This window comes from Sphingomicrobium lutaoense (assembly GCF_014195685.1).
GTDB classification, from domain to species: Bacteria; Pseudomonadota; Alphaproteobacteria; order Sphingomonadales; family Sphingomonadaceae; genus Sphingomicrobium; species Sphingomicrobium lutaoense.
On the sequence record NZ_JACICF010000001.1, the window covers coordinates 686877 to 701206 of the forward strand.

Below are 14330 nucleotides of genomic sequence, written 5' to 3' on the forward strand. Positions count from 1 at the left end.
CATGGTCTATGTCCCGCTGCGCATTTTTTCCTCTTTCACCATGCTCGAGGGGGCGATCGAGCCCAAGGCGATTGCGGCGCTTGCCAGGAAGCTGGGATTTCCGGCGGCGGGGCTTGCCGATCGCAATGGGCTTTACGCCGCAATGGCCTTTTCGGATGCCTGCCTGAAAGAAGGCGTGCAGCCCATCGTCGGGACTTTCCTCGGAGTCGCGCGGCCCGAGGGATTGGGCCCCAAGGGCGAGATCGACTGGGTCGCACTCTATGCGCAGGACGCGGCGGGTTATGACAATCTGTGCAAGCTGGTGTCGGCGGCGCATCTTGCGCGGCCGATCGACGAAGCGCCGCATGTCAGCATGGACCGGCTGGCGGCGCATTCCGAAGGCCTGATTGCCTTGAGCGCGGGCGCCGAGGGGGCGGTCGCGCGATTGTTCGCCGAGGGGCAGCCCGACAAGGCGCGCGATTATGCGCGGCGGTTGGGCAGCGCTTTCGGGGGGCGATTCTACGTGGAATTGTCGCGGCGCGGCGATGCGATCGAGGAAGCCGCCGAGGAAGCGTTGATCGCGCTTGCCTATGACGAGGACTGGCCTCTGGTGGCGACCAATCCGGCGCAATATGACACGCCCGAATTCCATGCCGCGCATGACACCATGCTATGCATCGCGGGATCGACCTATGTAGAGAATAGCGACCGCAAGACCTCTTCGCCCGAGGCCTGGCTCAAGCCTGCCGCGATGGTCGAGGAATTGTTTGCCGACCTGCCCGAAGCAATCGACAATTCCGGCGTCATCGCGCAGCGCTGCGCCTTCGCCGCGCCCAAGCGCAAGCCCATCCTGCCGCGGCTTTCGGACGATGAAGACGAGGCCTTGCGCCGCGAGGCGCATGCCGGGCTCGAACGGCGGCTCGAAGGCAAGAGCGAGGAGGAAAAGCAGCCCTATCGCGACCGGCTCGACTATGAGCTCGACATTATCACGCGGATGGGTTTTTCGGGCTACTTCCTGATCGTTGCCGACTTCATCCAATGGGCCAAGGACAATGACATTCCGGTCGGGCCGGGGCGTGGTTCGGGCGCGGGCAGCGCGGTGGCCTGGGCGCTTCTCATCACCGATCTCGATCCCATCGAACTCAAATTGCTGTTCGAGCGCTTCCTCAATCCCGAGCGCGTGTCGATGCCCGACTTCGACATCGATTTCTGCGAAACGCATCGCGACAAGGTGATCGCTTACGTCCAAGAGAAATATGGGCGCGACAAGGTCGCCCAGATCATCACCTTCGGGCGTCTGAAGGCGCGCGCGGTCCTGAAGGATACGGGGCGCGTCCTCCAGATGAGCTACGGCCATGTCGACCGGCTGGCCAAGCTGGTGCCCAACCATCCGACCGATCCCTGGGATCTGAAGCGTGCGCTCAACGGCGTGTCCGAACTGGCAAAGGAAGTCGCCGAAGAAGCCGATGTGAAGCGGCTGTTCGACCTTGCCACCAAGCTGGAAGGGCTGCCGCGCCATTCCTCGACCCATGCCGCGGGCGTGGTGATCGGGGACCGGCCTCTCGACCAGTTGGTCCCTCTCTATCGCGACCCCCGCTCGGACATGCCGGTGACCCAGTTCGACATGAAGCATGTCGAGCAGGCGGGCCTCGTGAAATTCGACTTTCTCGGGCTGAAGACGCTGTCGGTCCTGAAAGAAGGTCAGCGCTTGCTGAAGAAGCGCGGGATCGAGCTCGATTATGCCAGCCTCCCATGGGACGACGAAGCGGTCTACAAATTGATGCAGCGCGGCGACACGGTGGGCGTGTTCCAGCTGGAATCCGAAGGCATGCGTCGGACGCTCGCGGCGGTTCGGCCGACCAATTTCGGCGACATCATCGCGCTCGTCTCGCTCTATCGGCCCGGCCCGATGGACAATATCCCGCTGTTCGGGGACCGAAAGAACGGGCGCGCCGAGATCGCCTATCCGCACCCGATGCTGGAGGAGGTGCTGAAGGAAACCTATGGCATCTTCGTCTACCAGGAACAGGTGATGCAGGCAGCGCAGGTGCTGGCCGGATACAGCCTCGGGGAAGCCGATCTCTTGCGGCGCGCGATGGGCAAGAAAGTCCAGGCCGAGATGGACAAGCAGCGCACCCGTTTCGTCGAGGGGGCGGCCAAGAACGGCATCGATGCGGCCAAGGCCAACGAGCTGTTCGACACGATCGACAAGTTCGCTGGCTATGGTTTCAACAAGAGCCACGCCGCGGCCTATGCGCTGGTCGCCTATCACACCGCCTATCTGAAGGCGCATTATCCCGCGGAATTCTACGCCGCCTCCATGTCCTATGACATGCACCAGACCGACAAGCTGGCGCTGTTCACCGAGGATGCGCGCCGGAGCGGGATCGAGATGCTGGGCCCCGACATCAATGCCGCGCGCGCCGATTTCGACGTGCAGGACGGTAAGGTGCGCTACGCGCTGGGAGCGCTGAAGGGCGTGGGCGAAAAGGCCATGGAGCTGCTGGTCGCAGAGCGCGAAGCCAACGGGCCGTTCGAGAGCCTCGAGAATTTCGCCGACCGGATCGATCCGCGGCTCTTGAACCGTCGCCAGCTCGAAGGGCTGGCCGCGGCGGGCAGTTTCGATGCCCTCAACGACAATCGAGCGCAGGTCCATGCGGGCGCCGAGACGATCCTTCGCCATGCCCAGCAGGCGGCAGGCGAGCGCGAAAGCGGGCAGGGCGGCCTCTTCGGGGGCGCCGAATGCGAGGATATCGCGGCGATCCGCCTGCCCGATGCGCATTGGACGCTGGCCGAGCGGATGAGCGCGGAGCGGGAAGCCTTCGGCTTTTACTTCTCGGCGCATCCGGTCGATGCCCAGCGGCACCTCCTTGCCGCGCATCGCGTCAAGCAGTTCGGCGAACTGGGGGCGATGCCCGCCGCTGCCGAGGGAGCGCGGACCCAGACGATGATGGCGGGGCTGGTCGAGGAAGCGCGCTGGCGCACCTCGCAGCGCGGGCGGCGCTACATGATGGCGACGCTGTCCGATGCGTCGGGGCAATTCACCGCCATGGCATTCGACGATGCCGCCTGCGAAGCGGTGGAGGAAGCCGCGAAGTCAGGCGAATGCGGGCTGATTACCGCCGAACTCGACCGCAAGCCGGGCGAGGAAGAGCCGCGCGTGACGATCAAGCATTTCAAGCCCTTGTCCGAACTGGCCGAGACCCAGCGCCTGAAGCTCGACATTCGTCTGGTCGATGCGGCGCATCTGCCCGCGATCGCCGCGACACTCGAGCATGGTGGGCGGGGAAGCGTGCGCATCCATGCGCCGGTAGATGCGACACGCGATGCGGTGCTGCTGATCGGGCGCGATTTCATCCTCGATGCCGATGTCGCCGACCGGCTGACACGCATATTGGGCGAGGATGCGGTCGAACTGGGCGCCGATGCGCCCGCCCGGCCGACACTGGCTTACTCCGCCGCGGGCTGATCGGCGGGCGGCGGAGGCGGGGGCTCCGCATCAGGCACCGCAGGGCTATCCTGCGGGGGAACAGGCAGGGGTGCGGGCGGCAGCTGCAGATCTTCAGACGGTGCGGCCGGCTCTTCGGCTGCGGGTGCTCCTTCACGTGCCGGAGCGCCGCGCGGCTTTGGTGGTTCGGGCCGTTTTTCAAGGGTTTGCACGGGCTCGCTGGCACCTGAGGGGTAGACGCAGGCATCGAGGCCGTCGCGCGCGACCACGCCCATGCGGGTGGCGATGGTCGATCCATAACGAGCGGTGAAGCCCGAGGGGTTGCGGCCCGGCCGCTCCTTGGGAAGCGGCAGCACCGCCGCGATGGCCGCAGCCTGGCGGACGGAGAGATTGTCAGCGCCGTGGCCGAAATAGCGTTCGGCACCGGCCTTCACCCCATAGGTCCCGATGCCTGTTTCGGCGACGTTGAGATAGACTTCCATGATGCGTCGCTTTCCCCAGATCTTCTCGATGAGGAAAGTGAAATAGGCCTCGACGCCTTTGCGGAAATAGCCGCCGCCCTGCCAGAGAAAGACATTCTTGGCGGTCTGCTGCGAGATGGTCGAGCCGCCGCGAATGCGCCCGCTTCGGGCATTTTGTTCGCGGGCCTTTTCAATGGCTTCCCAGTCGAACCCGTCATGCGCGCAGAATTTGCTGTCCTCCGCCGCGATCACCGCGCGGACCATGTCGCGGTCGATCTTTTCCAAGGGTTCCCAATCCTTCGTGATGCCATGCTCGTCCATCAGCATGGTCGCGGTCACGGGAACCGGCACGAAGCGGTAGAAGACCACCATGGCCAGCGAAGCAGTGACAAGAAGGAAACCGATCCACAGCATCCATTTCAGCAATTTACGCACCAAATTTCCGCTCCTTGTCGCTTGCCGCGATGCAACATAACGCATACATCGCCCCAATGACTTCGACCAACGATATTCGCCGCAGCTTTCTCGACTATTTCGAGGGCCAGGGCCATGCCCGCGTGCCCTCGGCTCCGCTGGTGCCGCATAACGACCCCACGCTGATGTTCGTCAACGCGGGGATGGTGCCGTTCAAGAATGTCTTCACGGGACTGGAAACGCGCGACTATTCGACCGCGACCTCGAGCCAGAAATGCGTTCGGGCGGGGGGCAAGCATAACGACCTCGACAATGTCGGTTACACCGCGCGTCACCACACCTTTTTCGAGATGCTCGGCAATTTCTCCTTCGGCGACTATTTCAAGGAGCAGGCGATCCACCATGCATGGACCCTACTGACCAAGGAATGGGGGCTTCCTGCCGAGAAACTGACGGCCACCGTCTATCATACCGACGACGAGGCCTTTGACCTGTGGCGCAAGATTTCGGGGCTGCCCGAAGAGCGGATCATCCGCATCGCGACCAAGGACAATTTCTGGGCCATGGGTGCCGACGGGCCGTGCGGGCCGTGCAGCGAAATCTTCTACGATCATGGCGAGCAGATCGAAGGCGGGCCGCCGGGTAGCCCGAACGAGGAAGGCGACCGTTTCGTCGAGATCTGGAACCTCGTCTTCATGCAGTTCACGCAGGAAAATGACGAAATCGTCGGCGACCTTCCCAAGCCCTCGATCGATACCGGCATGGGACTGGAGCGCATCGCGGCGGTAATGCAGGGCGTCCATGACAATTATGACACCGACCAGTTCAAAGCACTGATCGCGGCGTCGGAGGAACTGACCAAGACCCGGGCCGAAGGCGAGAGCCAGGCGAGCCACCGCGTCATTGCCGACCATCTGCGTTCGGCGAGTTTCCTTGTTGCAGATGGCGTGCTGCCCGCCAACGAGGGGCGCGGCTATGTGCTTCGCCGGATCATGCGCCGCGCGATGCGCCATGCACATTTGCTGGGCGCCGAGGAGCCGTTGATGCATCGCCTGGTGCCCGAACTGGTGAGCGAAATGGGCGGGGCCTATCCCGAACTGGTGCGCGCGCAGCCCGCGATCGAGCAGGCGCTCCAGCAGGAAGAGACGCGCTTTCGCCGGACGCTCGCCAACGGGCTCAAGCTGCTCGACGAAGCGACGCAGGGCATGGGCGAGGGCGATGCTCTGCCGGGTGAAACGGCCTTCAAGCTTTACGACACCTACGGTTTTCCGTTCGATCTGACCGAAGATGCGCTGCGCCGCGAGGGCATGAGCGTCGATCGCGAAGGCTTCGATGCCGCGATGGCCAAGCAGAAAGCGGCGGCGCGCGCGGCCTGGAAGGGGTCGGGCGAGCAGGCGTCGGACGAACTGTGGTTCGACATTGCCGATGAAGTCGGCGCGACCGAATTCACGGGCTATGCGAGCCATGAAGGCGAAGGCATGGTCCAGGCGATCGTCAAGGACGGCAGCCGGGTCGAGGAAGCCGGGGAAGGCGAGGAAGTGATCCTCATCCTCAACCAGACGCCTTTCTATGGCGAGAGCGGCGGGCAGGTCGGCGATGCTGGGACGCTGTCGACGCCGTCGGGCGTGAAAGTCAAAGTGAGCGATACGGCCAAGCCGCTGGGCAAGCTCCATGCGCTTCATGGAAAGGTCGAGAAGGGCAGCGTCCGCAAGGGCGATACGCTGCATCAGCAAGTCGATGCCGAGCGGCGCGACAAGGTGCGAGCCAACCATAGCGCGACACATCTCCTCCATGCCGCGCTCCGCAACCAGCTGGGCGAGCATGTCACCCAGAAGGGGAGCCTCGTCGCGCCCGATCGTCTGCGGTTCGATTTTTCGCATCCCAATGCGCTCACGGCGGAAGAAATTGCCGCGATCGAGCGCGAGGTGAACGAGGAAATCCGTGCCAACGAAGCGGTCGGCACCCAGTTGATGACGCCCGACGATGCGGTGGCAGCGGGCGCGCTGGCACTGTTCGGCGAGAAATATGGCGACGAGGTTCGCGTGCTCTCGATGGGACGCAAGAGCGAGCGGCATTATTCGGTCGAACTGTGCGGCGGCACCCATGTCCGCGCGACCGGCGATATCCAGCTGTTCAAGATCATTTCGGAAAGCGCGGTTTCCTCGGGCGTGCGGCGTCTCGAGGCGCTGACCGGCGAAGCTGCCCGGCAATGGCTGATAGACCGCGACAACAAGCTGCGCGACGCGGCGGCCAGCCTCAAGGCGGCGCCCGACGAAGTACCGGCGCGGATCGCCGCGCTGGTCGAGGAGCGCAAGCGGCTCGAGCGCGAACTGGCAGATGCCAAGAAGGCGCTGGCGATGGGTGGCGGCAGCGCGCAGGCGGCCGGTCCCGAGGATGTCGGCGGCAAGGCCTTTGTCGGCAAGGTGGTCGAAGGGCTGGAGCCCAAGGCGCTGCGTCCCACCATCGACGAGATGAAGGGGCAGCTCGGTTCGGGCGTGGCCGCGATCATCGCGGTCAATCACGGCCGCGCCAGCGTCGCGGTGGGCGTGACCGACGATCTGTCGGGCGACGTGAGCGCGGTGGACCTGGTGCGGGCCGCGGTCGAGACGCTGGGGGGCAAGGGCGGCGGTGGCCGTCCCGACATGGCGCAGGGCGGCGGTCCCGACGGCGACAAGGCCGAAGCGGCGCTCGATGCGGTGAAGGACGCATTGCAGCGGGTTTCGGCTTGACCCCCGGAGCACGCATACAGGCCGCGATTGAAATTCTCGACGAGGTGATCGCTTCGGCACGGGACAATGGCCCGCCCGCCGATGCCATCGTCCGGCGCTATTTCAAGGCGCGCCGCTATGCCGGGTCGAAGGACCGGCGCGCGGTGCGCGAACTGGTCTTCGCGGCGATCCGGCGAAGCGGGAGCCTTCCCGACAATGGCCGGACGGCGATGCTCGGGCTTGCCGCGGACGATGCGGAAATCGCGGCGCTGTTCACTGGCGAAGGCCATGCCCCGGCGGCAATCGGAGCGGAGGAATCGGCCGCGCCGCGCCAGCTCATCCCCGATGCCATCGCTGCCGAACTGTCGCCTCTAGTCAGCGAAGCCGAATGGCCCGCGCTGCTCGAACGGGCACCGCTTGACCTGCGGGTGCACGCCACGCGGACGCGGCGTGACGCAATGCTCAAGGCCATCCCCGAGGCCGAGCCCACGCCGATCAGTTCTCTTGGCCTGCGCTTGCCTGCCGAAAGCCGGATCGACAGCCATCCCGCCTATCGCGATGGTCTTGTCGAGGTGCAGGACGAAGCCAGCCAGATCGTGATCCAGGCCTGTCAGCCCGAAGCAGGGATGCTGATCGTCGACCTGTGCGCCGGCGCGGGCGGCAAGAGCCTTGCGCTTGCCGCGCAGGCGCCGAGCGCACGGATCGTCGCGAGCGACACCAATCGGGCGCGCTTGTCGCAGCTTCCCGCGCGCGCCGAGCGGGCCCGCAGCGGGAATATCGAGACGCGGCTGCTCGACATGCCGCGGGAAGCCGAGCAGCTGGCCGATCTCGAAGTGCAAGCGGACCTGGTGCTGGTCGATGCGCCGTGTAGCGGATCGGGGACCTGGCGGCGCAATCCCGAGGGGCGCTGGCGGCTCACCCCCGAGCGGCTCGACCGACTGGTCGAAACGCAGGGACGGCTGATCGATCTGGCGGTGCCGCTCCTCAAGCCCGGCGCTAGACTGGTCTATGCGGTCTGTTCGATCCTCGAGAAGGAAGGCAGCGGGCAGATTGAGCAAGCGGCAAGCCGCTATTCACAATTGTCATGGCAGGATGAGATGAACGTCGGACGCAAGGCAGGGAAGGGAAGGCTGCTGACTCCGGGCCATGACGGCACGGACGGCTTTTTCTTCGCCGCTGCGCGAAAAACATGCTAACTGACGGAAAAATACTGGAGATTTTCATGCGTATCAGCCCGCTCTTCCTCGCGCTCGGCGTTGCGGCCTCGACCATCGCGGTGCCGGGCATCGCGCAGCGTCCGGCCGTCGATCCCGCGTCGGCGGCGCTGGTCGCCAAGGCCGAAAGCCAGCTGGAAGCCGGCGACCTCGTCGCGGCCGACGATACGCTCGAAGCCGCGCTGGTCCTCGATCCCAAGAATGTCGGGGCCTTTGTCGCCATGGCCAAGGTGGCCGTGAAGCAGCAGCTCTACGGCCAGGCGATCGCCTTTGGACGCAAGGCACTCACCATCGATCCGTCGAACCGCGAAGCGCTTGCGGTGCAGGGCGAGGCGATGGTGCAGCTGGGCGCGCTCGAGCGGGCGCGCAAGAATCTCGCGCAGCTTGGCCGCCTCTGCCCCGATGGCTGCGCCGAACAGGCCCGCCTGGCGGCGCTGATCGAGCGTGGGCCGATGCTGGCCGCCAAGACCAACGAAGTGGAAGCCAAGGCCAATTAGGCCCGGCGCTCGTCCATCAGGCGGGCGAGATTGACGAAATCTTCGACCGACAGCGTTTCCGCGCGCCGCGTGGGATCGACGCCGAGCCGTTCGAGCGCTTCCAAGGCGCCTGCCACTGACTTGAGGCTTTGCCGGAGCATCTTGCGCCTTTGGCCGAAAGCCGCGGCGGTGAGCCGCGAGAGCGTCGCCGCCGACACGCCTTCGGGCGCTTCCCTGGGCACGACATGGATGACTGCCGATTCCACCTTGGGGGGCGGAACGAAGGCCGAGCGGCTGACCTTCATCGCGATGCGGGGGATCGAGCGCCACTGGGCAAGCACCGCGAGGCGGCCATAGGCGCTGGTGCCGGGCTTTGCGACGATGCGCATTGCCACTTCGCGCTGGAACATCAGGGTGAGCGACGACCAGAAGGGCGACCATTCATCGCCGTCGAGCCAGCCCGTGAACAGCGCCGTTCCGACATTGTAGGGAAGGTTGGAGACGATGTGCAGCTCGCCATCGGTGATGCCGGATGCGTCCACTTCCAGGGCGTCGCCCTCGATCACCTCGAGCCGGTCGCCATATTCTTCTTTGAGTTCGGCCAGCACGGGTATGCAACGCGCATCGCGCTCGACCGCGACCACCTTTGCGCCGGTGTCGAGGAGGGCGCGGGTAAGGCCGCCGGGGCCGGGTCCAACTTCGAAAACGGTGCTACCTTCGAGCGTGCCTGGAATCGCCGCGATGCGCGCGAGAAGCTGTCGGTCGAGGATGAAATTCTGCCCGAGCGACTTGGACGCCGACAGGCCGTGGCGGGCGATGACCTCGCGCAGCGGCTCGACGCTCACCGTCCGATCGCCATGCCGGTCCGGCCCTGCGCCGCGAGATCGCGCCGCCGCGTCGCGGCGTTCACTGCATAATGGATCGCTTCGCCCATCGCGGTCGGGCGGGCGCGGTTGGTGCCTGCGATGTCGAAGGCGGTGCCATGATCGGGCGATGTGCGCACGATCGGCAAGCCTAGCGTGATGTTGACGCCTTCATCGAAATGGAGCGCCTTCAGGGGAATGAGCGCCTGGTCGTGATACATGGCGAGTGCGGCGTCGTAACGCTGGCGCGCGGCGTCGTGGAACATGGTGTCGGCGGGGTGGGGGCCGCTTACCTGCCAGCCTTCTTCGCGGAGCGTCTCGACCGCCGGAACGATCATTTCCTCATCCTCATGACCGAGTTCGCCATTCTCGCCCGCATGGGGGTTGAGGCCGCTGACCGCCAGGCGCGGATTCTCGATCCCGAAATTGCGGATAAGGCCGCGCAGCGCCGCCCGGCCGCGCGCAGCGATCAGGTCGGTCGAGAGTGCCGATGGCACACTGGATAGCGGGATGTGCGTGGTGACCGGTACGCAGCGCAGCGTCGGCCCGGCGAGCATCATCGCGACATTGCCGCTCGCCACACCGCAGCGCTCGGCGATGAATTCGGTCTGGCCCGGATGAGTGAAGCCGACATGGTAAAGATGGCTTTTGGAGACGGGGCCGGTCACCACTGCGCCCGCCGAACCCGAACGGGCAAGGCCGACCGCCAGTTCGAGCGCGTGCAGGGCGCAGCGCGCGCCCTCGTTCGAGGGCTGGCCGGGCGGGGGGAGCGCCTCGGCGTCGATCGCGAGCACCGGAAGCGCCTGCTCGAACTTTTCGATCGCTTCCTCGGGATCGTCCACCACCACCAGCGGCACGTCGCTGACCTGCGAGATCGAGCGCGGATCGCCGACCGCGACGAAGGGCGGCAAGCGCATTTCGGCGCGGGCCTGCCAGCATTTGGCAGTGACCTCCGGGCCGATCCCCGCGGGATCCCCCAGAGATACTGCCAGCGGCAGGGCTGCCGTCACCGCCAGCCCGTCCTAGCGGAAGTCGATGATGGCGTCGCGGCGAAGGTCGCGCAGATAACGGCGGGCGCGGCTGTTGACGCGCTGTTCGTTCATCTGGCCATAGACCTGGTCGAAGGACGGCAGGCCGGGATTTTCCTCGTCGCGGCCGCAGATCACCAGCACCCGCACGCCATCGCTCAGCGAGCCGAAGGGCTGGGTGGCCTGGCCCACCTGCATCGGGAGCATCATCTGCTCGAGCGCGGGGGGGAGATCGCGAAGGCGAACGCCGTCGGAGCTAACGACTTCGCCGCCGAATTCATTGGCGATGCGATCGGCGCCGCCGCAGCCGCCGATATTGGCAGCCGCCTTGGCGAAGGCTTCGACACGGGGAACGGCCTGCGCTTCGGTGGTGCCTTGCGGGAAGGTAATCGACACCTGCTTGAGGCTGAGCACCGCGTTGCGCGGATCGGCAGTGAGGATGGTCCGTGAATCCTGCACGGCGACGATCGAATAGCCGCCGGGCAGCGCGATCGGCACGCTCACCGCGCCGGGGCGCAGGTTGCGCACTGCTTCGGCAAGCTGCGGCGGAAGCTGTTCGGGGCGCACCCAGCCGAGATCGCCGCCGACCGCGGCGGTCGACGCCTCGGAGAATTGGCGGGCATAGGCCTGGAAGCTGCCGCCCTGCGACAATTGTTCGAGGATCTGCTCGGCGTTGGCGCGCACCTGCGCATCATTGGCGGGCGTGGCCGACAGGAAAATCTCGGCGACGCGATATTCGGTGGTGCCCTTCGAGGCTTCGAGCCGGTCGATAACCGCCTGCACCTCTTCGTCGCCAACCGACACGAAGCTTTCGATCTTGGCCTGCTTCAGACGCTGCCATGCCATTTCGCCATGAACCTGGCGGCGGATCGAGCGCAGCGAGCTGCCGTTTTCACGCAGCAGTTCGCCCAATTGGTCGGTGGTGCGGTTGTTGCGCTGCGCGACCTGTTCGAGCGTCTGGTCGATCTCGGCGTCGGTAATCTCGATTTCCTCGGCGCGCGCGGCCTGGATCTGCAGCGTCTCGTCGATGAGATTGCGCAGCACCTGCTGGCGCAGCTGGACGAGCTGTTCGCCCGTCACTTCGTTGTTCGAGGAAATCATCACCAGCGCGAGGCGATGTTCGACGTCGGTCTGGGTGATGACCTCGCCGTTGATGATCGCGGTGGCCTTCACCACGGGGGGCAGGGCCTGGCCATAGACGACCGGATTGTCGGGAAGGTTGAGCGTTCCCGCGCTGTTGAAACGGTCATTCTGGCCCTGCATCGCGGCACCGGCGGTCGCCGCCAGCATCGCTGCGACCATTCCTGCACCGGCGCGCCGGCCCAAACTACTGAATTTCATACCCAAGTCCCTCAAATATTTTGCACTCTTGTGGACGGGCCAGCATGAACCCCCGCTTAGCGGCCCAGTCCTTTCAGATTGAATCTTATCTGGAATGTCGAACCCTTAGTAAAATCGCCGACCCGTTCATAGTCGCGTCGCCAGGAAAGCCCAACCTCGATGGTATCATCCTCATAGGTGACCCCGATACGGTGGCGCGCCGGTTCGAAACCGTCGGCGAGCGACAGGGGGTCTTCGTCGGCGCTGGTGAGGTCAAGCACGGTCGAGCCGAAGAGCGACCAGTAATCGGCGAACTTGACCCGTCCGGCAAGGCGTAATTCCTCCTTGTCGCGCAGATCCTCGAGCGCGGGGTCGATGTTGCGGTCGAGGCGCAGATAGCCGATCTGCGCGTAGGTCTCGATCGTGCCAAAGGTGAGGTCGAGTTCGTTGCGCCGCACCGCGACATTGTCCTTGTCGACGCGATAACGGTGCGTGAGGTCGATCAGCCGGCCGAAGCGCACGCGGGTGCGGCCCACGATGTCCGAGAAGCGACCGGTAAGGCCGGTTCCGTCGGGGAAAATGTCGGGCGAGCGGTTGATGCGGTAGCTTTGCCCGATGACGCTGCGGACCGAGAAATTGGGGCGGTCGAGCAGCCATTCCATGCCGTAGGTGACGCGGCTGCCATCTTCCCACCGGTCATAGCCCGGGAAGCGGTTGAGCGCGAAAAGGTTGCTGTCCTCGAGGTCGATCGCCCGGGCATCCTCGTTGGGGATCGAGAGATTGGGGGTGGGCGGCGTGAGAACCAGTTGGACGCGCGGGATGAAGCGCTGCGTCCCGCCGAACGCCTCGCCGATGAGCGGCCAGCGCAGGTCCGCGGCGAGCGCGCCCACGCCGCGGAAATGCCAGCCTTCCTCGCCGCGATAGAAATCGACATCGGTAAGATGCACGTCATTGGTGCGATAGACATCGCCGCGCCCATAGGCCGTGAGCGTGAGTTCATGCCCGCCCTCGGTGAGGAGGCGGCGGTCCCAGCGGGCGCCCGCGAAGGCGCGCTGCGTGTCCTGGCCGTCGACGCGCAGGATGGCGAGGCTGTTGGCCTGCAATTCGACCCGTCCCCCCGCGACCGGATCGTCGAGCCGCCAGCGCGCATCGATCGCGGGCAGGGCGACGGGGATGCGGTCCTGTACGTCATCGACGCGCAAGCCCTGGAAAGCCCAGCCTGCAATCGAGACATAGCTGTCGCTATCGATGCGTTCGGCCATGGCGAAGCTGCGCAGCCGGTCGTCGCGCGTGATGTCATAGCGGCGGGTGACGGTCTTGTCGGTGGCCAGCCGCGCCGATCCGGTGAGGCGCCAGTAGGGATCGAACTGGAAACGGCCGTTGGCTTCGAAATAGGCGCGGATATCGCGTTCGAGGACGGGGTTCGGGTCGTCCACGTCGGGATTGTCGATATCGCCATAGGTGACGAAAGCGCCGACCTGGTAGGCGCCGGTTTCGGTGAGGTGGCGATAGCGCGCCTCGACCGCGGGGATGCGGTCGGTGAAGAGCGTGGGCGAGACGGTGAGATCGCGGTTGCGCGCGAGCCGGAAATAATAGGGCAGGGTGAGTTCGAGGCCGTTGAGACGCGAAATCTCGATGTCGGGAACGAGCGCGCCGGTCACGCCGCCCAATTCGCCGGGTTCACCAAAGCTGATCACGGGAAGAAGCGGGATATCAAGCCCGAAGACGTTGAGGCGGCCACCCGAGAAGCGCAGCCTGCCAGTATTTTCGTCGCGGGTGACGCGGGCCGCGGTGATTCGCCAGCTGGATCGGCCGCAGCCATCCTCGGTCGCGACCGAGCAGGGGGCATAGACCGCGTTGGTGAGGACGATCTGCCCGTCGCGGCGCTCGGCCCGTTCGGCGGCGATGCGCCCGCCGGTGTCGAGCGCGAGGAGCAGGCCTTCGGTGGTGCCCGCGCGCAATTGCTCGTCCAGTTCGACATTCTCGCCGATGATGCGGTCGCCCGAGGGCGTGAGTACCACGACCTGCCCGCGGGCGGTGACGATGCCTGCCTGGCGGTCCCAGACCAGTTCGTCGGCAGCGAGATAATATCCGTCGCGATTGGCGCGCACTCGTCCGCGCGCGATGAGCAGGTCGCTTTCCTCCTCGTAGATGACTTCGTCGGCGCTGAAGGCGATGGTTTCGTCCATCGTCGCTGCGGGCGGTTCGACGATCGGTGTTTCTTCCTGCGCCAGCGCGGCCTGGGGCAGCAGCAGTGCCAGCGCGCCAAAGCTCACGCTTGCCAGCCAGCGGGGGGAATGTGCAGCAGCGCTCATCACAGGGGAAGCCTATGTCAGCTTGTTTCGCGACGGGCAATCCGCCTTTGCCTTTTTGGGCCTCCCCGTCCTAAAGGGCGGGCAACCCATCTCAATTTCCAAAG

The 14330-nt window shown here is 65.4% G+C and carries 8 protein-coding genes and 1 pseudogene; 4 read left to right on the top strand and 5 right to left on the bottom strand.

What is annotated here, in order from left to right; all coding sequences use genetic code 11:
• Position 1 precedes the first annotated feature (1 nt).
• On the top strand, positions 2–3448 hold the full coding sequence (gene dnaE / locus FHS50_RS03210; RefSeq protein WP_183932932.1) for a DNA polymerase III subunit alpha: 3447 nt from the start codon (positions 2–4) through the stop codon (positions 3446–3448).
• A 215-nt stretch (positions 3449–3663) separates the two neighbouring features.
• Here dnaE and mtgA read toward each other — a convergent pair.
• Positions 3664–4302, bottom strand: a pseudogene (gene mtgA, locus FHS50_RS03215) (monofunctional biosynthetic peptidoglycan transglycosylase); the annotation flags it as partial.
• Between the two features lie 77 nt (positions 4303–4379).
• On the opposite strand from mtgA, the gene alaS reads away from it, so the two are divergent.
• From alaS to FHS50_RS03230, 3 genes are read left to right on the top strand one after another with little or no spacing between them, the layout of a single operon-like run.
• Complete coding sequence (gene alaS / locus FHS50_RS03220; RefSeq protein WP_183932934.1) at positions 4380–7031, top strand: alanine--tRNA ligase; 2652 nt, start codon at positions 4380–4382, stop codon at positions 7029–7031.
• Entirely contained in the window at positions 7028–8206 is a 1179-nt protein-coding gene (locus tag FHS50_RS03225) for an RsmB/NOP family class I SAM-dependent RNA methyltransferase (RefSeq protein ID WP_183932935.1), read from the top strand. The genes alaS and FHS50_RS03225 overlap by 4 nt, the downstream gene beginning before the upstream one ends.
• A 26-nt stretch (positions 8207–8232) precedes the next feature.
• Positions 8233–8721, top strand: a complete 489-nt coding sequence (locus tag FHS50_RS03230; protein WP_183932936.1) for a tetratricopeptide repeat protein — start codon at positions 8233–8235, stop codon at positions 8719–8721.
• Here FHS50_RS03230 and rsmA read toward each other — a convergent pair.
• The 4 genes from rsmA to FHS50_RS03250 are packed head-to-tail and all read right to left on the bottom strand — an operon-like array spanning position 8718 to position 14226.
• Positions 8718–9545: a 16S rRNA (adenine(1518)-N(6)/adenine(1519)-N(6))-dimethyltransferase RsmA gene (gene rsmA, locus FHS50_RS03235; protein ID WP_183932937.1), complete on the bottom strand. Its 828-nt coding sequence runs from the start codon at positions 9543–9545 to the stop codon at positions 8718–8720. The genes FHS50_RS03230 and rsmA overlap by 4 nt on opposite strands.
• Positions 9542–10573 (bottom strand): 4-hydroxythreonine-4-phosphate dehydrogenase PdxA, encoded by a 1032-nt coding sequence (pdxA, locus tag FHS50_RS03240; protein WP_183932938.1) that lies wholly within the window; start codon positions 10571–10573, stop codon positions 9542–9544. Before pdxA ends, rsmA begins: the two co-directional genes overlap by 4 nt.
• A gap of 12 nt (positions 10574–10585) precedes the next feature.
• A complete protein-coding gene (locus FHS50_RS03245) occupies positions 10586–11932 on the bottom strand; it encodes a peptidylprolyl isomerase (RefSeq protein WP_183932939.1) in 1347 nt (448 codons plus the stop codon).
• Positions 11933–11988: 56 nt separating this feature from the next.
• Complete coding sequence (locus tag FHS50_RS03250) at positions 11989–14226, bottom strand: LPS-assembly protein LptD (protein WP_183932940.1); 2238 nt, start codon at positions 14224–14226, stop codon at positions 11989–11991.
• Positions 14227–14330: the final 104 nt, after the last annotated feature.

Bases quoted from the DNA above. Each gene is read 5' to 3' on its own strand.
- FHS50_RS03230 (WP_183932936.1), top strand. From the start codon at position 8,233: ATGCGTATCAGCCCGCTCTTCCTCGCGCTCGGCGTTGCGGCCTCGACC.
- dnaE (WP_183932932.1), top strand. From the start codon at position 2: ATGGTCTATGTCCCGCTGCGCATTTTTTCCTCTTTCACCATGCTCGAG.
- FHS50_RS03245 (WP_183932939.1), bottom strand. From the start codon at position 11,932: ATGAAATTCAGTAGTTTGGGCCGGCGCGCCGGTGCAGGAATGGTCGCA.
- FHS50_RS03250 (WP_183932940.1), bottom strand. From the start codon at position 14,226: ATGAGCGCTGCTGCACATTCCCCCCGCTGGCTGGCAAGCGTGAGCTTT.
- alaS (WP_183932934.1), top strand. From the start codon at position 4,380: ATGACTTCGACCAACGATATTCGCCGCAGCTTTCTCGACTATTTCGAG.